Origin of the sequence: Burkholderia sp. SJZ089, assembly GCF_007828315.1 — a bacterium.
In the GTDB taxonomy this organism is placed as follows: Bacteria; Pseudomonadota; Gammaproteobacteria; order Burkholderiales; family Burkholderiaceae; genus Burkholderia; species Burkholderia gladioli.
The window spans coordinates 48,054-73,030 of record NZ_VIUM01000002.1 but is presented as its reverse complement, the minus strand read 5'-3'; the positions used below and the strand labels follow the sequence as shown (position 1 = coordinate 73,030).

Here is a 24,977-nt window from a genome sequence, read left to right as displayed (position 1 = left end):
TGCCGCGCGCTTGCCCGTCAGATTCTTGAGGGCCGTTCATCGGAAGTCAATCGCGACGAGCGGTGGAATGCGCATGGCCGTCGCCCGCCTCGCACGCCGCGGCGACGGCCGTGGCCATGCCCAGTGGGCGTGCACCAACTTCGGCGTGGCCGGCCGCGCGACGCGGGGTGGTCGCCGCCGGGCGCGGGCGCGGGTCGGGGCGCGGCGGGCGTGCCGGCGCCGGATCGCCGTGGCGATCGCGCTCGGCCGCGCAGGGCGGGCGGGACGCGCAGGCCGCGGCGGGCTTCATGACGCGAGCGCCGCGAGCGAGCGCGCGGCGGCCTCGGCGATCGCCTGGTCCTGCTCGGCGCTCGCCCCCGATACGCCGATCGCGCCGAGCACGCGGCCCTGCGCGTCGCGCAGCAGCACGCCGCCGCCGAAACCGATCAGCCCGCCATTGGTGTTCTCGAGCGCGTAGGCGGGGCCGCCGGGCTGGAAGTTCGCGCCCACCTCGACGCTGTCGGCGCGGAACAGCGCCGCGGTGCGGGCCTTGCGGTAGGCCACGTCGATCGCGCCGAGCAAGCAATCGTCCATGCGCGCGAAGGCGACCGGGTAGGCGGTCGCGTCGACCACCGTCACCGAGACGGGCGGCAGGCCGTGTTCGCGGGCGTGGTGCGTCGCGGCGGCGATGAGGGCGTTGGCGTGATCGAGTGGCAGCATGGCGATGGTTCGGATGACGTAGGAATCGGTTCGGGCGGCGATGGCTCGGGGCTGGCGGTCAGTGCCGGGGGGCGGGCTGCGGCGCCGGCCGCCGCCGCTGGTCGGCGAGCGCCCAGCCGTGCACGGCGATACCGGCCAGCGCGAGCAGCGCGCCCACCCAGCCGGTCGAGGACCAGCCGAGCCCCGCCGCGATGGTCAGGCCGCCGAGCCAGGCGCCCAGCGCATTGGCGATATTGAAGGCCGCGTGGTTGAGCGCGGCGGCCAGCGTCTGCGCGTCGCCAGCCACGTCCATCAGGCGCGTCTGCAGCGTTGCCGACAGCGCCACCAGGGTGCCGACCAGCAGCACGTTGACGGGCCCCAGCAGCATGCTGTGCGCCGTGAAGGTATAGGCGCCCATCACCAACGCGCCCCAGAGCAGGGTCCAGCGGATGGTCTTCTCCAGCGCGCGGTCGGCGAACTGCGAGCCGGCCAGGTTGCCGGTCACCATGCCGAAGCCGAACAGCGCGAGCACCGCCGGCACCAGCGCGACGGGCAGGTGGGCCAGCTCGGTCATGGTCGGCTTCACGTAGCTGAACACCGAGAACAGGCCGCCCGAGCCGATCGCGCCGATGCCGAGCGTGAGGATCACCTGCCGGCGGCGCAGCGCGCCCAGCTCGCGCAGCGGGCTGGCCTGCGCGTCGCCCGGCACGAAGGGCACCCACAGCCGGACCAGCAGGGCCGTCAGCGCGCCGATCGCGCCCACGATCGCGAACGCGCAGCGCCAGCCGAACCATTGGCCGATCGCGGCCACCACCGGCACGCCCAGCAGGGTGGCCAGCGTCAGGCCTAGCAGCACCATCGCCACTGCCTGGGTGCGCCGCTCGCGCGGCACCAGGCCGGCGGCGACCAGCGCAGCCACGCCGAAGTAGGTGCCATGTGGAAAGCCGGTCAGCAGCCGCGCCAGCGCCATCGAACCGAAGCCGGGCGCGATCGCGCTGGCCAGGTTGCCGAGCGCGAACACCAGCATCAGCCCGACCAGCAGGCTGCGGCGCGGCCAGCGCGCGCCGAGGATCGCCAGCAGCGGCGCGCCGATCACCACGCCGAGCGCGTAGATGCTGATCAGGTGGCCGGCCTGCGGGATCGTGATGGCCAGGTCGCGCGCCGCGTCAGGCAGCAGGCCCATGATCACGAATTCGCCGGTGCCGATACCGAAGCCGCCCACGCCGAGCGCGAACAGGGCGCGGCGCGTCTGCGCCGGGGGCGGCGCGACGACGGGGCGGCTCGGGCCGTCGGCGATGGCGGAAGCGGAGGACATGGGGCAGCGGGTTCGGCGAGTGGAGAGGACCTGCCTCGCGCGAGGCGGGGCCCAAGCGGCGGATCGTAGCGCCGAAACGCGCTGGAATTAATGAATTCGGATCAACGTAACGTTGAGCAAAATTCATTCTGAATGGTGGGGCCGTCTATGCGCGCTTGCCCGAGCCGGCGGTAAGGTCGAGCGCGCGCTCGTGCCATCGTCCAATGACGATGGCCACGTGGGCCGAGTGGCCCTGATCACGCTGGCCGCTGCGCAAGGCGCCGCCTGTCGCCGCGGGAATGGGCCGATCGGCATGAGTCGGCCGGAATTCTTCGCTGGCCGATTCAGGCCGCACGCCATCGACGAGCCGCCCTCGTCTCAACGTGGCGCGAGATCGAGCCGGAAGAACAGCGAGTTGCGATCGGGGAAATCGTATTTGACGGGCAGGTCGTGAGCGGCGATCTGCACGAAACCCTCGCGCCGGTAGAAGGCGTGCGAGCGGGTGGAGACCGCCGGCGTGTCGAGCACGATGGTCGAGACGCCGGCCTGCCGCGCGTGCGCGAGCAGGGTGCCGAACAGGCGCGCGGCGCAGCCGCGATCGGCGCCGCGCCAGGCGGCCGCGACGAAGAACTTCTTCATCACCGCGATGCCCTGGCCCTTCAACTGCAGGGCGATGGTGCCGACCACCCGGTCGGCTTCATCGAGGGCGACCCAGAAGCCGCCGCCGGTCGCGGCGTAGTGAGCGGGGATGTCGAGCAGGTCGGGCTGGTCCTCGATGGGGATGCCGACCCCGCCCTCGACGTTCTGCACGTGCAGGATCAGCGCGACGGCGGGTTCGGCATGGGCGGGTTCGAAGGCGACGATGCGCGGCGCGGCGGGGTGGAGCGGTGTGGCGGAAGACGACATGATGCCCTGGTTCGACGGTGGAGAATGCCGTGAACCTTAGCGCCCGCGCGGCCTCGCGATCTAGAACGTTCCTGCGCGCCGTCGCGCGGCCAGGGTGCCGGGCGTCATGCCGAACATGGCCTTGAAATGGCGGCCCATATGGCTCTGGTCCGCGAAGCCGGTGGCGGCCGCCACCTCGGGCAAGGGCTCGCCCGCCAGCAGCCGGCGCTTGGCCTCGACCAGGCGCAGCACCAGTTGATAACGATGCGGGCTCAGGCCGTAGGCCGCCGTGAAGCGCCGGCCGAGCTCGGCCACGGACAGCGAGGCCTCGCCTGCGAGCCGTTCGAGCGAGACGTTGCGATCGTGGAAGCTGCGCAGGTAATCGGCGGCGCGGCGCAGCCGCACGTCGGGCGCGCCGGGCGCGGCTTGCGGCGCCGTCGTCTGGCCGGCGCCGAGCGCCTTCAGCACGCGTTCACAGAACAGCGACCATTCCCCGTCCCAGCTCGCGACGGCCTCGGGCTGCGTGAACAGGCGCGCGGCGAAATCCGCGAACTGCGCGGCCGCGCCGAGGTGGCGACGCGGCGTGAGCAACAGCTCGGGCGCGACGCCGTGCATCGCGCAACGCGCGCGCCATTCGGCATCGGGGATGTAGAACATGGTGTATTCGCTCACGCCGCCGTCGATGCAGCGGCCCGCGTGCGCGGCTTGCGGCGGCAGCGCATAGAGTTCGCCGGGCGCGACGATCACCGGGCGGCGCGCGCTCGCCGAGATGTCCTTGGTGCCGAGCTGCACGGCGGCCACCGCCCAGGTGTCGTGCGCATGCGCGACGAAGCGGTGTTGCTCGAAGTGGGTTTGCATCAGCTCGATGCCGGCCGATTGCAGCCGGCCGTAACGGACACGGTCGCGCGAGGCATCGGGGCGGGCGAAGTCGGGCATGGACGGGGTCACCGGGACAGGGCGCGGCGGAGCAACGCCGGCCGCGGCGCGCGGCGGGCGCCACGCGCTGCGGCGCATTCTAGCGCGGCGCCGGGCCGGGTGCTGGCTGCCCTGGCGGTTGCTTCCCCGGCAGCGCACGGCGAGCCGCACCGCGGCCTTCCGCCTTCAGGCCGCCGCGCCGCGCGCCGCTAGCACCGCGATCGGTCGCGTGCGCCGGCCGGCGTAGGGGGCGAGTGTCGATCATGTCGGTTTCCGGTCGGGCATCCAGGCGCCGCCGGCGCGAACAGGCGCGGCGGCGGGCTGGTCGTGACCGTAAAGGCGTTGATTTACAGGATAAATGGCGTGGAACGACATAAACTCTGCCGAAAAACGGGTCGATTGCCGGTGAACCCGCCGCCACCCGCGCCGAGGGTAAATACCGAGAAAACTGCGCAAGCGCTGAAGGGAATCAGAAGGCGTCGGATTTTTATACTGGGCACCGTTGACGCGGGCTTGCCCGCCACGATCCGGCGCATTCAGGAACCGGACGCGAAGCGCGGCCCGCATGCCGCGAGAAGGAGACAGATCCCCATGCATTCCCTGGTCCGCCACCTCGTTCGCCTGCTGCTGCCCGGCGCGCTCGCCCTCGCGTGCGCCGCGGTGCCGGCCGGCGCGAGCGCGGAGCCCATCAAGCTGATGATGGGCGGGATGTCGAAGATCGTCTACCTGCCCGCCGTGCTGGCCCAGCAACTCGGTTATTTCCGCGATGCCGGGCTCGAGGTGCGGATCCTGTCGGTGCCGGCCGGCATCGATACCTCGACCGAGCTGATCGCCGGGGCGATCCACGGCGCGGTCGGTTTCTACGATCACACCATCGACCTGCAGAGCCGTGGCCAGGACGTGCTGTCGGTGATCGTGTTCGTGCGCGCCGCGGGCCTGGCCGAGCTGGCCAGCACGCGGCCGCGCAGCGGCGCGCCGATGCAGTCGATCGACGAGGCGCGCGGCCGCCGGCTCGGCGTGACCGGCTTCGGCGCCTCCACCTGGGTGCTGACGCGCTACCTGAGCACCCGCGCCGGCATCGCGCCGGGCGAGTACACGGTGGTGCCGCTCGCCTCGGACACGCGTTTCGTCGACGCGCTCGAACACGGCACGATCGACGCCGGCATGGTCGAGGAGCCGACCGCCACGCGCCTGCTGTCGAGCGGCGCCGCGCGCGTGCTGGTCGACCTGCGCAGCGTCGAGGGCACGCGCGCCCAGCTCGGCGGCACCTATGTGGGCGCCTGCCTGTACCTGCGCCGCAGCTGGGTGCTCGCGCATCGCGACCAGACCCAGCGCCTGGTGCAGGCCCTGGTGCGCGCGCTGCGCTACCTCGATACGCACAGCGCCGAGCAGGTCGTGTCGATCCTGCCCGACAGCGTGACCGGCGCCGACCGCGCCGGCTACACGCGCGCGCTGGCGCTGGCCAAGCCCTCGTTCTCGAGCGACGGGCGCATGCCCGAGGATGCGCCTCAGACGGTGCTCAAGGTTCTGGTGTCGAACGGGACCGGGCTGATGGCCCGGCACGTCGACTTGTCGCGTACCTATACGAATTCCTTCGTCGACGGCACGCAGCGGGACGTCTTCCACTGAGGCCTGCAAGGGGCGACGCGAAGACGGCAGGCAAGCGGATGAGAAGCAGCATGAAAGCGATTCGTATCGAGCAGTACGGCGGACCGGAGGTCCTGCGGCGCGTCGAGATGGCGGTGCCCCAGCCGGGCCCCGGCGAGGTGCTGGTGAAGCTGGCCTATGCCGGCGTCAATTTCATGGACGTGCACACGCGCCAGGGCAAGTACCGCGATTCGCGGACCTACCCGGTGCGGATCCCCTGCACGCTCGGCATGGAAGGCGCGGGCGAGGTGGTGCGGGCCGGCCCCGGCGCGAGCGGTTTCGAGCCGGGCCAGCGGGTGGCCTGGTGCATCGCCTGGGGCGCCTATGCCGAGTACGCCGTGGTGCCGGCCGTGCGCCTCGCTCACGTGCCCGAGGCGATCGCGCTCGACCTGGCCGCCGCCGCGATCTTCCAGGGCTCGACCGCGCACTATCTGCTCGACGACGTGGCCGACATCCGCGCCGGCAGCACCTGCCTGGTCCACGCGGCCTCGGGCGGGATCGGCCAGTTGCTGGTGCAGCTCGCGCGGCGCCGCGGCGCGACCGTGTTCGCCACCACCAGCAGTGCCGAGAAGGCCGCCGTGGCGAAGGCGCACGGCGCCCACCACGTGATGCTCTACGAGGACGGCCGCTTCGCCGATCGCGTGCGCGAACTGACCGACGGCCGCGGCGTGGACGTGGTGTTCGACGCGGTCGGCCGGCCGACGCTGCGCGACAGCTTCCGCGCCACGCGCGTGCGCGGGCTGGTGGTGAACTACGGCGCGGTGGCCGGCTCGCTGAACGATCTCGATCCCTACGAACTGGGCGAGGCCGGCTCGCTGTTCCTGACGCGCCCGCGCCTGGCCGACCACCTGGCCGACGGCGACACCGTGCAGCGCCGCGCCGACGAAATCTTCGCCGCGCTGGCCGAGGGCGCGCTGTCGATCGAGATCAACGGCCGCTACACGCTCGACGACGTCGAGCTGGCCCACGCGGCGCTCGAGGAGCGTCGCCAGCTCGGCAAGGCGGTGATGCGGATCGGCTGAGCCGCTGCCCGCCCCGGGTTTTCGTTGTCGTTCCGTTTCAACCGTTTCAACCGTTTCAACCGTTTCAACCGTTTCAACCGTTTTCCGCCGCAACCGCAGCCCGCCGGGCCGCCGCGGCACCATGCGCGAGTCGCGAGGAAGTCCCCACCATGTCAGCAGTCAGTTCCGTCGAGCGTCGCGAATCCAGGGCGCGTTCGGTGTTCCGCGCGGTCAGCGGCAACTTCCTGGAGATGTACGACTTCACGGTCTACGGCTACTACGCGGCCGCCATCGCCGCCACCTTCTTCCCGGCCGGCAACGAGTTCGTCTCGCTGATGCTGGCCTTCTCGGTGTTCGGCGCGGGCTTCCTGATGCGCCCGATCGGCGCCATCGTGCTGGGCGCCTACATGGACCGCCACGGCCGCCGCAAGGGGCTGATCCTGTCGCTCGCGCTGATGGCGATCGGCACCATGTGCGTGGCCTTCGTGCCGAGCTATCACGCCATCGGCCTGGTCGCGCCGGCCATCGTGCTGTTCGGGCGGCTGCTGCAGGGCTTCTCGGCCGGCGCCGAGCTCGGCGGCGTGTCGGTCTACCTGGCCGAGATCGCCACCAAGGGCAACCGCGGCTTCTACTGCTCCTGGCAGTCGGCCAGCCAGCAGGTGGCGGTGGTGTTCGCGGCCTCGCTCGGCGTGCTGCTGAACTCGGTGGTGCCGGCCCAGGAGATGACCAGCTGGGGCTGGCGCGTGCCCTTCGTGATCGGCTGCCTGATCGTGCCGTTCCTGTTCTACATCCGCCGCACCCTGCAGGAATCCGACGAGTTCGTGGCGCGCAAGCACCATCCGGGCATCGGCGAGATCACCCGCGCGATCTTCGCCAACTTCGGGCTGATCCTCGCCGGCATGGGCCTGGTGATCATGACCACCACCTCGTTCTACCTGATCACCGCCTACACGCCGACCTTCGGCAAGGTGGTGCTGAAGATGTCCTCGTTCGACGCGCTGCTGGTGACGGCCTGCGTGGGCATCTCGAACTTCGTCTGGCTGCCGATCTCGGGCGCCGTGTCGGACCGCTTCGGCCGCCGCCCGGTGATGCTCGCCTTCACGCTGCTGACCGTGTTCACCGCCTATCCGGCCATGCAGTGGCTGGTGGCCGGCCCCTCGTTCGGCAAGCTGCTGGCCGTCGAGCTGTGGCTCTCCCTGCTCTATGCGTGGTACAACGGCGCGATGGTGGTGGCGCTGACCGAGCTGATGCCGGTGAAGGTGCGCACCACCGGCTTCTCGATGGCCTATAGTCTGGCCACCATGATCGGCGGCTTCACGCCGGCGATCTCGACCTGGCTGATCCATGCCACCGGCGACAAGGCCGCGCCGGGCGCCTGGATGGGCGTGGCCGCCGTGTGCGGCATGATTGCGACGCTGCTGCTGTACCGGACCAAGGGCGCCCGGGAGCAGTACAAGCTCGCGTGAGCGGAGTGACAAGGAGAAGGCGTGAGGCTGCTGCTCGTCGAGGACAATGAAGAGCTGGCGCACTGGCTGGCGATGACGCTGACGGACGACGGCTTCATGCTCGACCGCGTGTCGAGCGGCGAGGCGGCCGAGGACGCGCTGCGCGCCTCGGCCTACGACGTGGTGCTGCTCGACCTGAACCTGCCCGGCATGTCGGGCAAGACCGTGCTGCGCCGCATGCGCGAGCGCGGCGACGCCACCCCGGTGCTGATCCTGACGGCCACCGGCGCGGTGGACGAGAAGGTGGTCTGCCTCGGCGCCGGCGCCGACGACTACATCGTCAAGCCCTTCGACGCGCGCGAGCTGGTGGCGCGCATCAAGGTGCTGGCGCGGCGCCAGGCGCCCTCGCGCTCGAACCGGCTGCGCTGCGGCAACCTGGTCTACGACATGGACCGCCTGCAGTTCGCCGTCGACGACGCGCCGCTGGTGCTCACGCCGCGCGAGCACGCGGTGCTCGAGGCGCTGATCCTGCGCGCCAAGAAGACCGTCTCCAAGACCACCCTGGCCGAATCGGTCAGCGCCGCCGACGCGCCGACCAGCGAGGACGCGATCGAGATCTACGTGTCGCGGCTGCGCAAGAAGCTGGAGGCCAGCAGCGCCACCATCATCACGCTGCGCGGGCTGGGCTACCTGCTCGAGGACGGCGCCGCCGATGAATAGCCTGCGCGTCAGGCTGCTGCTGTGGCTGGCGCTGCCGATGACGGTGTTCATCGTCGCGGCCGGGCTGATCACGCGCAGCAATGCCTGGCGCACCGCCAACCTGCTGCAGGACGAGGTGCTGCTGTCGGCCGCGCGCGTGATGGCCGGCAACGTCGGCTGGGACGGCAAGGACCTGAGCGCCTCGATCTCGCCGAGCGCGATCGAGATCCTCAGCACCGCGCGCGAGGACCAGGTGTTCTTCCGCGTGCAGGAGGTGGACGGGCCGATGATCGCCGGCACCTCGGACTTCCCGCAGACCGTGCCCGACGTGTCGCCCAAGTGGTACGACGCGGTGATGAACGGCGAGCCGGTGCGCGCCGTGTCGGTGATCCGGCCGATGTACGACGCCGGCGTCACGCGGCGCGTGGTGATCTCGGTGGGACGCACCCTGCACGAGCGCGATGCGTTGGTGCAGGCGCTGTGGCGGCCGCAGATGTTCTACTTCTCCGCCATCCTGACGATCGCCGTGGTGCTGGTCTGCCTCGGGCTCACGCTCGAGCTGCGGCCGCTGGCGCGGCTCGCGCGGCGCATGCCCGAGCGCGTGCTGACCTCCTCGGTGCGCATCCAGCTCGAGCCGCTGCGCAGCGAGTTGCGGCCGATCGTCGGCGCCTTCAACCAGTGCCTGGAGATCATCGAGAAGCAGACCGCCATGCAGCGGCGCTTCATCGCCGATGCCGCGCACCAGTTGCGCACGCCGCTCACCCTGCTCGGCACCCAGCTGCAGTACGCGCGGCGGCAGAGCGATCCGGCCCAGGTGCAGGACACCCTCAAGGCGATGCACCGCAGCAACCGCTCGCTGGTCGCGCTGACCAACCAGCTGCTGACGCTGGCCCAGGCCGAGGCCGCCGATTACGCGCAATACCCGGGCGTCGAGGTCGACCTGCGCGAGGTGGCGACCGCCACCATCGAGCAACTGGCGCTGCTGGCGCAGCGCCGCCGGGTCGAGCTCGTCGCGACGCTGGGCGAGGGGGGCGAAGTGGCCGTGTCCGGCAACGAGCAACTGCTGTCGGTGCTGGTGTTCAACCTGGTGGACAACGCGATCCGCTATTCGCCGGAAGGCGGCACGGTGACGGTCTCGCTCGAACCGCTGCCGGGCGCGGTGCGCCTGCGCGTGCGCGACGAGGGCGCCGGCATCGAGCCCGCCCTGCGCGAGAAGGTGTTCGAGCCGTTCTTCCGTGCCTCGCCGCAACCGGGCAGCGGGCTGGGGCTGGCGATCGTGCGCGAGATCGCGCGCGCGCATCGCGCCACGCTGCGGCTCGAGGACGGCGAGCCCGGGCGCGGGCTGGTGGTGGTGGCGGAGTTTCCGCTCGCCTGAGCGGGTCGAGGGTGCCTTCCGGGCGCCCGCGTTCGTCCGCGCGCTTCGTGCCGCTTCTTTATACGGTCTGTTCGCGCCGGTCCTCACTCTTTACGCGCCCTTGATGGCGATCCGACCAGAATCCTCCACTGGATTCCGGGAGATCGTCGTCATGTCTCGCATCGCTTCCTGGCCGCCCGCGTCGGCGGCATTCGCCTCGTTCCGTGCGCGCGCGCTCGGCCAGCGCTCGCTTGCCCTGGGCGGCGCGGCGGCCGCCGTCGTCGCGATCGCGCAAGGCTGGACCGGCCTTGGGCTGTTGCTGTTCGTCGTCGCGCTGCTGCCCTTCGTGCTGGTCGGGCGCCGCGCCGCGCGTGCCTGCCCGCGCAACCTGCGCGCGCGCCGGCCGCCGCCCGCGCGCTGCTCGCTGCGGATCCGGCGCCTGGTCTAGGCGCGGCCGCTTCCTCGTCTGCTTCCTTCGATATCCCTCTTCATCATGAGCTTCGGCAAACCGGGCAAGCTCGGGTCGGTCGCGTCCGATCCGCCTTCGATGTCCCCGCCTTCGATGTCCCCGCCGCGCGTGTCGACGCCGCCGCCGGTCCACACGCCGGCCCGGCAGCGTCCGCCGACACGGCAAGGCGGCGCGGCGCTGATGCCGCTCGCCGATCTCGCCGCGCAAGGGCGTGCGCAGCGCACGCGGTCTCCCGCGCCGGCGGAGGTCGAGCCTTCGACGCGCGAGCGCGCGATCGGCGTTGCCGCCGCGTATGGCCCCCCCGCCTTGCAGGCTTCGGCCGCGGCGCTCTCGCTGGCGACCGGCGCGCTGTCGCGGGGCAGCGCGACCACCGCCACCCTGCACGCGACCGGCGCCACCAGCGGCGCGGCCTGGGCTGCCGCCGATCTCGCCGCTGAACTCGACAATTGGCTCGGCTCGGCGCCGCACAATGCGGCGGCTGCGGCGGCGAATGCGCTGGGCGTGATCGCCGGTGCCTTGAGCGCGACCGCCGCGCTGGCGCCGGGACGCGACGGCATCCCGACCGGCTTCGCCTCGGCCTCGGCCTGGACGGGCGGCGCGCTGGCCTCGGCGGCCACCGTCACGCGGCTGCAGGACAGCTTCGCGCGGATCCTGCAGGGCGGCGGCGCGCTCGCCAACGGCACGGCCGCGGCGCTCTCGGAGCTGGCGACCCAGGCGCAGGCGGCCGGCGACGGCCAACGCGCGGCCGTCTATACGATCGCCGCGGGCGCGCTGTGGCTGCTGGGGGCGACGCTGGCCGGCGGGGCTGCCGCGCGCGAGCGGCAGGTCGGCGCGGCGGTGCGGCGCCGTGCCGCGACCCCCGACGAGATGGTGTGAACGGCCGCACGCGCCCGCTCAGGCGCTCGCGCGCGGTGCCCAGCCCAGCTCGCGCCGGGCTTTCCGGTTGGAGACCTGGTCGTTGTCGTCGACGATGTTGAAGATGCCCGTCGCGTTGCCGCGCAGCGCCAGCAGCGCGGCGCGCGCCGCATCCTCGACATGCACGGCCGGCGCGGCCGGCGGCGTGTCGCTGCCGGTATCGGGGCCGTACAGGCGCCCGTAGCGCAGCACCGTGCCGCGCAGCGGCGGGGTGGCCAGCACCGCATGTTCCAGGGCGACCACGCCGCCCACCGAGATGCGTCGCGCGTCTTCGGCATCGGTGTCGAGCGGCTGCTCCTCGCGATACGGCTGCTCGCCCGGTGCGTAGGCCCAGGCGATGCTCTGCGCCACCATGCGGCGGCAGCCGGCGGTCAGCGCGGCCAGCACCAGGTTGAAGCTGCCCTGGCTGCGGATCCGCGCGTTGTCGACCACCGCCTGCGCCATGCGCGCCGGATCGAGATCGCACGGCAGGTCGGTCAGCTGGTGGATCACCGCGTCGGGGGCGATGCGGCCGAGTTCGCGCGTGAGCGCGTCGACGTCGAACACGTCGACCACCACCGACCGCGCGCCGAGGCTTTCCAGTTGCGCCGCGCGCTCGGCCCGGCGGGTGGCGCCATGCACCTCGTAGCCGGCCTCGACCAGCAGCGGCACCAGCACACGGCCGATTACGCCGGAGGCGCCGGCGACGAACAGTCTTTCACTCATGAGGGGACTCCCGAACGGTTGCCGGCCGCCGCCGGGATCGGGCGCGAAGCGCGCGAGGCGGCGAACCATTGGGGCTAGCGTAAGGGTGCGCATGGCCTGCGCGATAGAGCCAATTTCGATCGAAATGGGCAGGACATTGTCCATGACACGAAACCCGCCTTCGTGCTTCGTTGCATGCGCGGGAGCGATGTGCCAACCTTGACGGCCGGATCACGCGGCGCCCGGCGCCGCCCCTCAGGAGTGCACCGAATGCGCAATTCATGCCGGATCGAGACCAAGCTGCCGCAAAGCGGCATTTCCGTCTTTTCCAGCATCGCGGAGCTGGCCGCGAAACACGATGCCGTGAACCTCTGGCAGGGCGCGCCCTCGTTCCCGACCGACCCGGCGCTGCTCGCCATGGCCGAGCGCGCCATGCGGGCCGGCTTCAACCAGTACGCGCCGATGGCCGGCTATCCGCCGCTCAAGGCGGCGCTGGCCGAGAAGACCGAGCAGCTGCACGGCGCGCGTTATCGGGCCGACAGCGAGATCACCGTGACCGCCGGCGCGAGCGAGGCGATCTATGCCGCGATCACGGCGCTGGTGCATGCCGGCGACGAGGTGATCTTCTTCGAGCCCGCCTTCGAGGTCTACGAGCCTTCGATTCGCCTGCAGGGCGCCACGCCGGTGGCGATCGGCATCCACCTGGATACGCTCGCGATCGACTGGGACGAGGTGGCCGCCGCGATCACGCCGCGCACGCGGATGATCATCGTGAACACGCCGCACAACCCGACCGGCGCGCTGTTCGGCGCCGAGGACATCGCACGGCTGATCGCGCTCACGCGCGACACCGACATCGTGATCCTGTCGGACGAGGTGTACGAGCACATGGTGTATGACGGACGCGAGCACCTGAGCCTGGCGCGCTACCCGGAGCTGGCCGAGCGCAGCGTGATCGCGCTCTCGCTGGGCAAGACCTATCACGCCACGGGCTGGCGCGTCGGTTATTGCCTGGCGCCCGCCGAGCTGAGCACCGAGATCCGCAAGGTGCACCAGTACGTGGTGTTCTCGGCACCGGCGCCGTTGCAGGCCGCGCTGGCCGAGCGGCTGGCCGTGCCGCGCAGCTATCTCGACCTGGCTGCCTTCTACCAGGCCAAGCGCGATCGGCTGGCGGCCGCGATGGCCGGCTCGCGGCTGGCGCTGTTGCCTTGCGGCGGCAGCTTCTTCATGCTGGCGCGCTTCGATCACTTCGCCGAACTCGGCGACCAGGACTTCGTGTTCGAACTGCTGCAGAAGCACGGCGTGGGCGCGATTCCGCTGGCCAGCTTCTACCAGGACCGGCGCGATACCGGCATCATCCGCCTGAGCTTCTGCAAGGACGACGCCACGCTCGACGAGGGCGGGCGCCGGCTCGCGTCGGTCTAGCCCCCATCATGGCGACGCGCCGCCCGGCGCTGCGTCAGCAGTTCATCACGATCTTGCCGATCGCGTTGCGGCTTTCCAGGAAGCGATGCGCCTCGGCGCCTTCCGACAAGGCGTAGCGCGCGGCGATCACCGGGCGCACCTCGCCCGCGCGTATCTGCGCGAACAGCTCGGCGGCGCGCTCGCGACGGATCTCGGCGCTGGTCAGCACGTTCCATAGATCGCCGCCCGTCAGTGTCAGCGAGCGGTCCATCAGCAGGCGCGGATCGACCGGATCGGGGTCGCCGGCCGCCATCCCGTAGAACACCACCGTGCCGCCGAGGCGCGCGGCCGCCAGGCTCGCGCCCAGCGTGCGGCCGACCGAGTCGTAGACCACGTCGGCACCGCGCCCGCCGCCCAGCGTGGCGAGCGCGGCCGGCCAGTCGTCGTAGCCGGCCACCACGTCGGCGCCGGCCTCGAGCACGGCCTGGCGTCGCGCGCCGCTCGAGGCGATGCCGAGCACCGTGGCGCCCAGGCGCTTCAGCATCTGCGTCAGCAACAGGCCCACGCCGCCCGCCGCCGCGTGGACCACGGCCAGGTGGCCGCGCGCGACGCGAAAGCTGTCGCGCACCAGGTATTGCGCGGTCAGGCCCTGCAGCAGCGTGGCCGCCGCGATCTCGGCGCCGATGTCCTCGGGCAGCGGGATCAGGCGATCCACATCGACCGCCACCCATTCGGCGTTGGCGTACGGCATGTCGGCGAAACCGACGCGCGTGCCGCGCGGGAAACGCGTATCGCCCGCGGCGGCCGCTTCGATCACGCCCGCGCCTTCGTAGCCGAGGATCCAGGGCGCGCTGCCGCTCAGGTGGTAGTTGCCGTTGCGGCGATAGACGTCGGCGAAGTTCAGGCCGACGCTCTCGATGCGCACCAGCGCCTGGCCCGGCCCCGGCACGGGATCGGGACGCTCGCCCCATTGCAGGACTTCGGGGCCGCCGAATCGGTCGAAAAACAATGCGTGCATGGATACGCCTCGTGGACGATGGACGGGCTGCGTGCCCGGCTGGATGGAAACGGGTGCCGTCGTGCGGCTGCGGAAGCGTAGCGCATCGGCACGGTAGCGTCGATGCGCGCGGCACCGCGACGGTGTGCATGCGCACCATCGCGGGAGCGGCCCGATGCGGCGGCGCTTGCGTGCTCGCGCCTGGCGGGCGGGTCGCTGGATAGGCGGCTTGGCAATTTCCTTTTTGGATACAAGAACCTGATGATGACCATGTTCACCATCTGGGTAAATTGGTCTGGTGTTTGCTTGGAAACGACGGAAACAGCAGAAACAACAAGCAAGGCAACCGCATGACCTGCGGGCGACACCACCATGGCCAATCCACGCGCAATCGTCGACCTGACGCACGAAGTCAGGCGCCTCGCCACGGGCAAGATTGGCGACATCAACGACATCAATCGCGAAACCACTTTTCTCGCGCTCAACGCGCTGATCGAGGCGGCGCGCGCCGGCGAGGCCGGCAAGGGGTTCGCCGTGGTGGCCAACCAGGTGAAGCATGTCTCGAAGCGGATTGGCGAGATCACCGACATCCTCAACAAGGAACTGGCCGGTTCGCTGACGCGGCTGACCGAGCTCGGCGACAGCATGATCGATCGCATGCACGCGCACGACGGGCAGCGCTACGCGGACCTCGCGCTGAACATGATCGATATCGTCGACCGCAACCTCTATGAACGCTCCTGCGACGTGCGCTGGTGGGCCACCGATTCGGCGGTGGTGGATTGCGTGACCTACGACAGCGAGGAAATGAGCCGACACGCGAGCGAGCGGCTGTCGGTGATCCTCGACAGTTATACGGTCTACAAGGATCTGTGGGTGGTGGACGCGCAAGGCACGGTGATCACGAGCGGGCGCGGCGAGACGTATCCGGTGATCGGGCAGCAGGTGGGCGGCGCGAAGTGGTTCGAGGCGGCGCTGGCCACCGGCAGCGGAGCCGATTACGTGGCGTTCGATGTGGGGGGCCTGCCGCAGTTGAGGCATGCGCAGGTGGCGACCTATGCCACCGCGATCCGCGAGGGCGGCGAGGCGAACGGGCAGGTGCTCGGGGCGTTGGTGATCTTCTTCGATTGGGCGCCGCAGGCCGCGGCGGTGGTCAAGGGCGTGAGGCCGAGCGAGGAGGAGTGGGCGAGGACGCGCTGCCTGATCGTGGATTCGTCGTTTCGGGTGATCGCGAGTTCGGATGGGGAAGGGGTGATGCAGGAGACGTTCCGCCTGAAGACCCATGGCGCGGCGACGGGGTTTTATCGTGAGGCGGATGGCGGCACGGCGTCGTTCGCGGCGACGCCGGGGTATGAGACGTATCGGGGGTTGGGGTGGTGTGTCAGCGGGCGGTGGGAGGCAGGGTCGGCTGAGTTGATTTGAGTGCGAGGTGGCTTGCCGGGGTTGCTGGGCTGGGCGATGCCTGGATTCAGAGTGGATTGGGCAAGGCGTTGGCCGCGCAGAGCGGGGGCGTGTCGAGTAGCGCGGCCTTGGCGGCGAGCAGGCCGGCTTCGTCGGTTTCGAAGCGGCGTAGCCAACTGTTCGTGGCTGCCGGGGTGTTGTAGACGGGGGCGTCGCCGTTGATGGTGCCGCGTTGCAGGTTTGCCATCGCGCTGCTGCGGATTGGCCGCAGGGCAGCGTCGAGGATGACGTAGGCGGGTGGATTGGACGGTGGTGTGCTCTCGTCGTTCGAGATGCCGCTTTCCGGCAAGACGCCACCCCGGATGACGACGCCTGAACCGTAGTCGCCGATCGAAAACCAGTTCGGAGGCAGATGAGCGCGAAGCGCTTTCAGGCCGCCGGCGGCTTCGAGCATCGGCTTGCTGATTGCGGTGAGCCAGTCGATCGTTTTCAGTTGTCCCTTGAGCGCTCGGACCGATAAGTCCGCGGGGAAACCGACATCGAGGCCGGGCATTGTCTGACTCGCCCAATACTCCGTGGCCTCGTTTTCCTCGCGCGTGGTGGGCGAGAGATTGGCGGCGATGCCGGCATGGCCGTGCGACGCCTCGAGCCATGTCGCGGCTTCGTGGAAAAGCTTCGCGAACGCATCGGGGCGCTCCTGTACGGCGAACACTGGCCACGAGAACCACAGGACATTGAGGCCGCGATTGCCGAGCGCTTCTTGCCATCGGCGCTGGCCGCCGATATGGAATTCCCACAAGCTTGCGTCGGTCGGGAGTTTGCCGCTCATGAAATCGAAGTCGAATCGATCTTCAGGGCCGAGGCGCGTCGCGGCGGCGCGCAGGGATTTCACCTTCGACATCGGCTGGGCGGCTTTGCCATTGCTCCACATGTAGCTGAGCTTCTCGCTGCCCATCGATATCACGAACTCGTCGAATGTTCGGGCGAGCGCTTCGCGGATGACCGGGTCGAATGCGTGTTCGAAATAGAGGCATGCGCGGACTACGAAGGCTGCGCCAATGCCGTCTTGCGGATAGCGAGGTTCGAGGAGGGCGTTGGCGACCAATGCGCGGGATTGGTTCGCCCTGGCCCATTTCAGAAAATCCTGTGTCGGGTTTGCCATGGGGAAAGGGCTCGAATCCGGTTATAGAGGCGCGGGAAGTGGCGGAGTTACCGGCGGCATGCCGAACCTCTGCGTTGGCGGCCTCGAATTGAGGAGCGCCCGAAGTGAGCGTCCAAGTTCGGAAAGTGCGTCTGACACGACTGCCCTGATCGGATTTTCGCCTTTGTCGTCGTTGGAGCAGTCGCAGTTTTGTGGCCCTAGGACGACAAGCTTGTCTGGTGATCCGGCGATCGTGGCGTAATCTTCGGCCTGCCCGAGATCGGGAGCCTGTGGTGGAAACTTTACTTCGACGAGGCTTTTTATATTGTCCTGCGTAGGCGGCAATGAGCCATTCTTCACGATCACGACGTCCGGTCGACGGATGGCACCGAAGCCTGCCCGATAAGCCTTCTGCCCGCCGAGCCAGTATTTCGCGATCCAGCCGGGAAGGTAGGGATGAGCTTCGAGAGAAGGGTGGGAGCGCATGATGGGAGCGGGCGGTACCCGCGACATGTCGTAATTGACCTCGGCCTTATACGGACTTTGCCAGTCCATGCTTCGATCGACATCGCGGAGATTGCGAGACACGCATTGCTGTTTGAGGTGTTGACCGGATGCGCCTCTGTCTGGCTCGCGCGAACAGACACAGATCGCTTTGCATACCACTTTCTTGTCTATCGGATCGAGTCCCACCGTGCGAAGCTGGACCAATGTTGTTCGACCGCCTTGCGCTGTCGATCCTGAGGCGGACCCGATTCCATATGCGCTTCCGCTCATTGGTCGCCTGCTCCTCCTCTGACTTGTGTCGATGGGGACGCGAAACGTAACGAGGCCGGCGATTCTGCTTCATGCCATTGGGTATAACCGTTTTCGTCTGTTCGTCCCGAGATCACGCTGCCATCGGATGCGTACAGTGTGTATGGATGGTTTGCAATCGATCGGCCGGTTGCCTCGTCCATGACATGGAATCGGCCCTGGTATAGCCCGGGGTTGTCGTTCACCGTTTGGTGGCTCACCGCCGGGCTTTTGACGCGCCACGGCTTTTGCGTGGGCTCCGCCGTGGCGCTTGCCTGGGATGCGATCAAACGCGCGCCGCAAGCGGTCCTGTCGCCTTCGAAGGCGGGCGGTTTCCCGTCCATGTCCATGCCGCGCGGCAGAATGTGGACGATGGGATAGACGCCATCGCACATGGGACAGAACACCATGTCGCCAAGCCTCGCCACGGGCTTGCCGTCAATGAGTTGAGCTTGGGAACAGTCAAGGACCCGGCCGCCGTGATCGGTGGTGTCGCCCTCTCGAATAAAAGCGCTCATGGCATTTTCCGGTTATGGAACGCCGCAACTCTACGCTCGATTGTTTGATTAATAGCGAGATAGGGACGGGCGCGGGGAAATGCCGCAAGTTGGTGGAGGTGAGTGAAGTGGGGTGGGCAAGGTGCGATGATAAATGTGCGGATTTTTCTGACTCAATATCCCTTCCGCACACTGATGTGGCCTAATCGCACATCGTTGTTAGCCGTCTGCCTGCGCCGAATCTCTCTGTGCTATTTTCGTGCGAAAAAACGATGACGATCATGAGGTAAATGTTGAAGAAAAATATGGCATGGCACGCGAATTATTGACTGGGATCGAGGGGAAAGTCTTACGCTCTTCATTGAGCGGAATTGAAAGCTATAATGATTTAACTCGTTGATTTTAAGATGATCTTGGCGATATATGTCAATCGAACATTACGTATTTGAATTGTGGGAACTAGATTTGTGATTTTATGTTGCTTAAAACCTGAGTCGATGTTTGAAAAATCCGCCATCGGATGGCCCACTCTTCAAAGTATTTCGAAGAATATCTTGATATTTCGTCAGAATTTCTCTGTCTGGGCCTATATGCAAATCCTGCGCTCGAAAGAGCGTTCATGAGCGCAATTCACTCGGTCTCAAGAAAACTCGGTTTGCCGCCATCAATCCTTGCTGGCGGTTCTCGTTGGAGAGTGAGTGTCTGTTTTGTCAGAAATTTCCCTTGAATACGTCTCAACACTGACGGCGCGCGCTCAAATCGCCCCTGACTGAAATATCATGGCGGCAAGTTTCGGTGGCTGGTTCGTTGTTGTCATCGCTGGCAGCGGACCGTGACAGCTTTCGACGCCCAGAGGATAGCCACGATCGGCCCTAGTCGCTATCCTCGCCAACACATGTAAAGGGCAGCCGTCCCTTTGAGAGAACGCCCCCCGGGGCACGACATGAACAAGAACTAGGTAGCACATGAACTTGACCGATTTGATTCAGGCGCTTCGGGGCGGGCTGATCCAGCAAGATCGTCTACTGAGGACGGATGTTCCGTCATTGCCCGACAACGCGCTCGTGCCACGCCGCGCCGTGACCTATTCGGAGCTTGGGCGAGACTTCGGCGTCACGCTCGACATGGTGTCGACGGCAAGCGACATTGAACTGAAAACCCTGATTGCGCAGCCGATGACGCTGTGGATTCAGCAAGCGGACAAGTCCTACCTGCCGATCAACGGCTACATTCATACGGCCCGCCGACTCGGCGCGGAGGGCAGCCAAGCAAGCTATCAATTGGCTTTCGCCTCGTGGATGCACTTCCTGAGGTTCCGTCGCGACATGCGGTATTGGCAGGATCAAAGTGTCGACGCCATCATGACGGATGTGTTCAATGCTCATCCGCAGGCGAGCGGGCAGTTCCAGTTTGCGCTGTCGAAGCCGTTGCCGTCTCGTTCTTATTGCCGCCAGAGCGAATCTGACTGGGATTTTGTCCATCGCCTGATGGAAGAAGAAGGGCTCTTCGGCTTCTGGAGGCAGGGCAAGGACGGCAAGTCGCACACGCTGGTCGTGACCGACGACGTTCATTCGCTCGACGAGATATCGGTCAATCCTGTCGAGTTTTACAGATCCGGCACGGGCAGTGAGGCGGATGCGTTCACGCAATGGTCGGGTTCGCGGACATTGCAGAGCTCGGTACATACGACACGTACGTTCGATTACAAAGCACCGTCTTCCATCGCCAACCCCAAAGGCACCACCCTGCCCACCATGGCGGGGCAGGGCAATCTGCCGGAGCAGACGGAGGTCTACGAATACACAGGCGCCTACACGTATGACCGCCAGGATCGCGGCGAACATCTCTCCAAGATTCGCATGGAAGAATGGGAGTCACGCGCGAAGCGGTTCTTTGCGGCAGGCGGCGTGCGCGGCATTGATGCAGGATTGCGGTTTGAATTGAGCGGTCATCCGGAGCACGATCGCGATCCTGCCGGTCAACGCGAGTTCGCGGCGATAAAGGTTTGGCGCTACATCGAGAACAACCTACCGTTATCGGATCACGAAGCCAGCTTCCCGCATAGTTTGCAAACCGAGCTGGCACAAGCGAAGGCCGGGTACTCAGGCGCGTCGATTACGCACGACGACGGCTCGGCGGGATTCTATCTAACGGAAGTCGAGGCGCAGCGCACCACGGTGCCGTACCGCAGCCCGTTCGAACACAAGAAGCCCAAGATGCACATGGAGACAGCGATCGTCGTCGGGCCTCAAGGGGAGGAGGTGTACACGGACGAACTGAACCGGGTGAAGGTGATGTTTGTCTGGGACCGCCAGAATCCAGGCGATGCGGGGGCGTCGTGTTGGGTCCGCGTTGCGCAGTCAGACACGGGCGGTGGCTACGGCGGCGTCCATATTCCTCGAGTTGGTGAGGAGGTCTTGATCGGCTATGTTGGCGGAGATTGTGATCGACCGATCGTGCTCCACCGCGTCTACAACGGCTCGGTAAAGCCGCAGTGGCACAGCAACGGCATCCTGTCGGGCCATCGCTCGAAGGAATACGGCGGCAGCGGCTACAACCAGATGGTGATGGACGACGCGACCGGTCAGAATCGCGTGCAGTTGATGAGCAGCAGCGCGAACAGTATGTTGCATCTGGGTTATCTGATCGATCAAAGTGGCAATACGCGCAGTTCGTATCTAGGATCGGGTTTTGATTTGAGGACGGATACGTACGGCGCGGTGCGAGCCTCGCAGGGGCTGTTCGTCACGACCTATCCGAAGCCGGCCAATAGCCAGCCGCTCGACGTCCGCGAGGCGCAACAGCAACTGGTCAACGCGGAGAGCCTGGTCGAGGCCATGTCGCAGGCCAGCCAGACGCATCAGGCCGAAAGCCTCGACGAGGGGCACGATGCGCTGAAAGCGTTCACTGATGCGACGCAGGACAGCGTCCAGGGAGCGCAATCGGGCGGGCGGACCGCGGGCGGTGGCACTGGAAGCGCGAACGCGTTCAAGAAGCCGATGATGCTGATGGCGAGTCCGGCCAGTATTGCGCTTTCGACGCAGGATTCCCTGCATCTGTCGAGCGATGGGCAAACGAATCTGGTGAGCGGGCAGAGTACCTTCGTCGCGAGCGGGAAGTCACTGGTGGCGAGCGTCGCGGAGAAGATCAGCTTGTTCGTGCAGAACGCGGGGATGAAGCTGTTCGCGGGAAAGGGCAAAGTCGAGATCCAGGCGCATTCAGACAATATCGAAATTACTGCGCAGAGAACAGCCAAAGTCCTGTCTGCGACACAGACGATCGAGGTGGCGGCGCAGCAGGAGATTTTGCTGACGTCGGGCGGGGCTTACATCCGGCTCAAGGGCGGCGACATCGAGATTCATGCGCCCGGGGCGATCGATATCAAGGGGACGCAGCATACGTTTGCTGGGCCGACGCAAATCGACTATCCGCTATCGCTCGCACCGACGTCGCGCGACAAGGCCGCCCTGCTTTACCAGTACCACGATGAATTGCCTGTGCAGGGCGCCAAGTTCACCATTCACTACGACGACGGCGGCACCTACTCGGGCACCGTGGACAACCAGGGAATGGCCGATCTCAGCAACGCGCCGTCCGGAACCGGCCGCATCGAATTGGGCGAGGATAGCCGCCCTTACGAACTCAAGGCGACGGAGAAAAATCCGGCCTTCAAGTCGGATTGGGACGACTACGACATGCAGGCTTCGCTGGAGCGGATGCAGGGAGGCCAGGCATGAGTTCGAGCTGGATCAGCCAGGCCGCGTCCCAGGTCGGCGACTATCTCTGGCGCGGCGCGACCGCAGTGAGCGATACCGTGACGGGCGCCGTGGCCGGAGAGTTTTTGCAAAAGCGTAATACCGGCGCGATCATCGTCGATGCCGTTGTCAGCATGTTCCCCGTTGCGGGCGAAGTCACGGCCGCACGCGATGCGATCGCCATTACGCTGCGCCTGTGCGGCGACTCGAAGGACCGCGACAACGAGTGGGAATGGGTATCGTTGGTGTTGTGTCTGCTCGCCGTCGTGCCCGTGGCCGGCGGTTTGCTCAAGGGCGTCGGCAAGCTGTTGATGCGGGCCGCCGAGAAGTCGGAGGATCTGGTCAAGCTATGCCAGGAAATCCTCGCGTTGATTCGCAAGGCTGGTTTCGGCGACGCGGTGCAATGGTTCAGGAAGCTGGATTTCGCTCAGTATCAGGGCCTCGTGCTCAAGGCGTTCGGGACCTTGCTCGACCGCATCGGCAAGTCGCTCAACTTCATCCTGAACCGCTTGGGTTCCGTCATCCCGACACGGGTAGCGCAATATCTCCGGGCCTTGCTGCCGAAGCTGGATGAGTTGCGCAAGTTGGGCGACACTCGGATCGTGCAGAGTATCAAGAAGTTGACGCAGTTGCTGGACGAGGTGCGCAGCCATCTGGTCACAGGGACTTGGGCGGACATCAGGGTCGGAAGCGGGACGACGCGTGCGATGACGAAGGAGGCGCGTCTGGCTTATCTTGCTAAGGAGACGAAGAGTCTGGGGCATAAACCGATGACCCAAAAACAATACAAACACATAGAAGGTTGGCCCAACCTTCGTGAGCATCCTAAGGGCACTGCCATCGAGACGTTCAGCGTGAAGGCGCCGCTCGAAGCAATAACGTTAGTGCCCGGCCAGGCGATGATTCGTGTCGTCGACACGCGTTACCTGGATAAACCCTGGACCATTCCTGGAAAATTCTGGACAGATAAACTCGCTCCCAATGGAACCGTGTGGCGCACGCAGAGCGCCATCAAACATGCGTGGAGCATGAATGGCAGCTATGTCAGCATGCCAGTCCCTACACTTGAAGAAATGGAAAAGCTTGGTATTGCGATTCCGGCCGGATGGGACGGGATGCGGTTGTGGAAGGGGGCAATCGCCGAACAGGTAGACATCGATAAAGAGGTGGGCACCATGCGCCTGCTGGTTGGCGGCGATCTCCAGTATTTCGTGGATTTCAGTCACTCGCACAACGCGCCCGTAAAAGAATGGATAGAGAAGCAATTGGCGGCCGGCTTGCTCAAGGCTCGTAAAACGAACTGGAATGACGTCACGCTGCCCGGTGAGGCCGAGGCCCACGCGCTGATGCTGGAAGAGCGCGAGCGATCGGCCAAGATCAGGCAAGAGGGCTACGCCCGTCGCGCGGCCGCCGTCACGGGCAAACAATCAATGGATGGACGAGCGCAATGATGCTGAACACGTTAACGATGACCGAGGCACAAGAGCAGGACGCGCGCGCCAAGGCGTTCTATCTGATCAAGAAGTGGACGAGCCTCACCTACCTGGAGCACGCCGTCCAGTTGTATCGGGATTTTCTCGACGCCTACGCCAAACGGATGGACTCGCCGAGCCCCAATCAGGACGAACTCGAGAAAGCTTACACATATGACTTTCTCGGCGCGTTGGTGCAGATGGATCAAGGTATTGATATCTTGCGCCGAGGCTTGGACAAGCGATCGGCCTACGGCGCGTTGATTGCCGGGAGCGCGGAAGTCGGCGATGTCTTGTTTGGGCGAACTGCAGATGAAGTTGGCAGAAAATACGATCCGTTTTTTCTGGCCTTGGGCTTGAAGAACAACACCTACAGCGACCCAGAATTTGCCAAAGGGTTGGTACACGGTGTCTGGATCCAGCAATTGATGTGCTACGCACTGGATTGCTCGATCGCATTTGGTTTTGAAGGGCTGATGGCCTACGAAACAGACACGGATACCGGAACTCGCGTGTTCGAGTATTGGACCTATGAATCCCTGTTTCAGGATGTACCGCTTCCAGCTTGGAAGTATTGGCCGCCGGGGCGTAAGTATCCAGCCGATCTTCCCGCATGCCCCGCCAAGAACGAATCCCGGGTCGGCGAAGTCGCGAGCGGCGAGGAAATCCCCATCGAGGGAATCTGGGAGCCATGGTTGCCGGCTGGCAAGGTTGGCTGCCCGAATTACTTCCTCAAGGGCAGTGTCGCCCACACGTATTTATTGGAAGGCACGAACGACGAGTACAAGGTACGCTGGCGCTTGCTATGGGAAGATACCCGCTATCGGGACGGTAGCATCCCTGAGGAAGAGTCGACCTACTTCCCCCAATCCGTCGCGCAGACGAGTTTGCGCGCCTTGCCCGGGGAAGCGTGTCCGCGTACTGGTCGTTGGCAAAGTCCGGCTGTGAAGGATTCGGTTCATGTCGAAGCGGGAGAGCCGATGCCAGGCCCTCAGCACACCTCATGGGGCATGGTCATTTGGCACTATGTGGATCCGCAACCGCAGGCCTGAATCTCTCCGGATGGTCGGAGTATGGCAGTAACCGCAGAATTCTACGCACATAGCGCCCAGCCTGAGAAACGTCACCGCTTGGGTCCGCAACCTCCACACTTGCGGACGCAACCGCGATGACACTAGACGCGATTGACCTCAACCTCCTGCTTCTGACGGTGACGCATGTCTCCCCGAACGGCGAACGATTATTTGACCCAGACGGCAAACGTCGCCTGGTCGAGGCGTGCCTCCAACCCGATGCATCGCTGCCGGGCTTGCCTTCAAGGCCGGAGTGAACACAAAACAGTTGCGCAAATGGGTCGTTTTTTTGCCGCGCGTAGACGCGAGGAGGCGACAGGAAGGGCGATGGGATCGGGGAAGAGCTTGCGAAGAGGGTAGGATCGGCGATAGAGAAGCAGCGCAAGGCTGCCGGCTACACGCAGATCCGAGTCGCGGATGCTCTAGATCTGGGGAAAGAGACGTTTTGCCGGCTCG

21 protein-coding genes are annotated in these 24,977 nt (G+C 66.5%); 12 read left to right on the top strand and 9 right to left on the bottom strand.

Annotation, left to right across the window (positions count from 1 at the left end; translation table 11 throughout):
- Positions 1-285: 285 nt before the first annotated feature.
- The 4 genes from FB600_RS03430 to FB600_RS03415 all read right to left on the bottom strand — a co-directional run bounded on the left by FB600_RS03430 (position 286) and on the right by FB600_RS03415 (position 3,793).
- Positions 286-699 (bottom strand): GlcG/HbpS family heme-binding protein, encoded by a 414-nt coding sequence (locus tag FB600_RS03430; protein ID WP_186011020.1) that lies wholly within the window; start codon positions 697-699, stop codon positions 286-288.
- A gap of 58 nt (positions 700-757) precedes the next feature.
- A complete protein-coding gene (locus FB600_RS03425) occupies positions 758-1,993 on the bottom strand; it encodes an MFS transporter (RefSeq protein WP_105819336.1) in 1,236 nt (411 codons plus the stop codon).
- A 357-nt stretch (positions 1,994-2,350) separates the two neighbouring features.
- The gene (locus tag FB600_RS03420) at positions 2,351-2,878 is read right to left on the bottom strand and encodes a GNAT family N-acetyltransferase (protein ID WP_096750241.1); all 528 of its coding nucleotides are present in this window, start codon (positions 2,876-2,878) and stop codon (positions 2,351-2,353) included.
- Between the two features lie 60 nt (positions 2,879-2,938).
- On the bottom strand, positions 2,939-3,793 hold the full coding sequence (locus FB600_RS03415) for a helix-turn-helix domain-containing protein (RefSeq protein WP_145756266.1): 855 nt from the start codon (positions 3,791-3,793) through the stop codon (positions 2,939-2,941).
- A gap of 570 nt (positions 3,794-4,363) precedes the next feature.
- Here FB600_RS03415 and FB600_RS03410 point away from each other — a divergent pair.
- From FB600_RS03410 to FB600_RS03380, 7 genes are all read left to right on the top strand, one after another.
- Positions 4,364-5,401, top strand: coding sequence for an ABC transporter substrate-binding protein (locus FB600_RS03410; RefSeq protein ID WP_145756265.1), 1,038 nt, complete (start codon positions 4,364-4,366; stop codon positions 5,399-5,401).
- 50 nt (positions 5,402-5,451) lie between these two features.
- A complete protein-coding gene (locus tag FB600_RS03405; protein ID WP_098153628.1) occupies positions 5,452-6,441 on the top strand; it encodes a quinone oxidoreductase family protein in 990 nt (329 codons plus the stop codon).
- 149 nt (positions 6,442-6,590) lie between these two features.
- A complete protein-coding gene (locus FB600_RS03400; protein WP_046577486.1) occupies positions 6,591-7,886 on the top strand; it encodes an MFS transporter in 1,296 nt (431 codons plus the stop codon).
- Positions 7,887-7,907: 21 nt separating this feature from the next.
- Positions 7,908-8,585 (top strand): response regulator, encoded by a 678-nt coding sequence (locus tag FB600_RS03395; RefSeq protein ID WP_025096935.1) that lies wholly within the window; start codon positions 7,908-7,910, stop codon positions 8,583-8,585.
- A complete protein-coding gene (locus FB600_RS03390) occupies positions 8,578-9,939 on the top strand; it encodes a sensor histidine kinase (RefSeq protein WP_145756264.1) in 1,362 nt (453 codons plus the stop codon). The genes FB600_RS03395 and FB600_RS03390 overlap by 8 nt, the downstream gene beginning before the upstream one ends.
- Before the next feature lie 151 nt (positions 9,940-10,090).
- Complete coding sequence (locus FB600_RS03385) at positions 10,091-10,366, top strand: hypothetical protein (RefSeq protein ID WP_044273984.1); 276 nt, start codon at positions 10,091-10,093, stop codon at positions 10,364-10,366.
- 99 nt (positions 10,367-10,465) lie between these two features.
- A complete protein-coding gene (locus tag FB600_RS03380) occupies positions 10,466-11,263 on the top strand; it encodes a hypothetical protein (protein WP_145756263.1) in 798 nt (265 codons plus the stop codon).
- Between the two features lie 18 nt (positions 11,264-11,281).
- Here the strand turns inward: FB600_RS03380 and FB600_RS03375 are convergent, their stop codons facing one another.
- Entirely contained in the window at positions 11,282-12,007 is a 726-nt protein-coding gene (locus FB600_RS03375; protein WP_145756262.1) for an NAD-dependent epimerase/dehydratase family protein, read from the bottom strand.
- 249 nt (positions 12,008-12,256) lie between these two features.
- On the opposite strand from FB600_RS03375, the gene FB600_RS03370 reads away from it, so the two are divergent.
- Positions 12,257-13,411 carry a methionine aminotransferase gene (locus FB600_RS03370; protein WP_145756261.1) on the top strand — a complete coding sequence of 385 codons (1,155 nt, stop codon included), beginning with the start codon at positions 12,257-12,259 and terminating at the stop codon, positions 13,409-13,411.
- Between the two features lie 34 nt (positions 13,412-13,445).
- On the opposite strand, the gene FB600_RS03365 is transcribed toward FB600_RS03370, so the two are convergent.
- Positions 13,446-14,408 (bottom strand): quinone oxidoreductase family protein, encoded by a 963-nt coding sequence (locus FB600_RS03365; protein ID WP_145756260.1) that lies wholly within the window; start codon positions 14,406-14,408, stop codon positions 13,446-13,448.
- 351 nt (positions 14,409-14,759) lie between these two features.
- Between FB600_RS03365 and FB600_RS38035 the strand changes: the two genes are divergently transcribed.
- On the top strand, positions 14,760-15,809 hold the full coding sequence (locus tag FB600_RS38035) for a methyl-accepting chemotaxis protein (protein WP_145756259.1): 1,050 nt from the start codon (positions 14,760-14,762) through the stop codon (positions 15,807-15,809).
- 46 nt (positions 15,810-15,855) lie between these two features.
- On the opposite strand, the gene FB600_RS03355 is transcribed toward FB600_RS38035, so the two are convergent.
- From FB600_RS03355 to FB600_RS03345, 3 genes are all read right to left on the bottom strand, one after another.
- On the bottom strand, positions 15,856-16,950 hold the full coding sequence (locus tag FB600_RS03355; RefSeq protein ID WP_145756258.1) for a type VI immunity family protein: 1,095 nt from the start codon (positions 16,948-16,950) through the stop codon (positions 15,856-15,858).
- A 21-nt stretch (positions 16,951-16,971) separates the two neighbouring features.
- Positions 16,972-17,484, bottom strand: a complete 513-nt coding sequence (locus tag FB600_RS03350; protein WP_315898279.1) for a VRR-NUC domain-containing protein — start codon at positions 17,482-17,484, stop codon at positions 16,972-16,974.
- A 218-nt stretch (positions 17,485-17,702) separates the two neighbouring features.
- Positions 17,703-18,242, bottom strand: a complete 540-nt coding sequence (locus FB600_RS03345) for a PAAR domain-containing protein (protein WP_080959563.1) — start codon at positions 18,240-18,242, stop codon at positions 17,703-17,705.
- A gap of 944 nt (positions 18,243-19,186) precedes the next feature.
- Here FB600_RS03345 and FB600_RS03340 point away from each other — a divergent pair.
- The 3 genes from FB600_RS03340 to FB600_RS03330 are packed head-to-tail and all read left to right on the top strand — an operon-like array spanning position 19,187 to position 24,500.
- Positions 19,187-21,958: a type VI secretion system Vgr family protein gene (locus FB600_RS03340; protein WP_145756256.1), complete on the top strand. Its 2,772-nt coding sequence runs from the start codon at positions 19,187-19,189 to the stop codon at positions 21,956-21,958.
- Positions 21,955-23,427, top strand: a complete 1,473-nt coding sequence (locus FB600_RS03335) for a hypothetical protein (protein WP_145756255.1) — start codon at positions 21,955-21,957, stop codon at positions 23,425-23,427. Before FB600_RS03340 ends, FB600_RS03335 begins: the two co-directional genes overlap by 4 nt.
- Positions 23,424-24,500 (top strand): Imm72 family immunity protein, encoded by a 1,077-nt coding sequence (locus FB600_RS03330; protein ID WP_096750254.1) that lies wholly within the window; start codon positions 23,424-23,426, stop codon positions 24,498-24,500. The genes FB600_RS03335 and FB600_RS03330 overlap by 4 nt, the downstream gene beginning before the upstream one ends.
- The last annotated feature ends 477 nt before the right edge of the window (positions 24,501-24,977 follow it).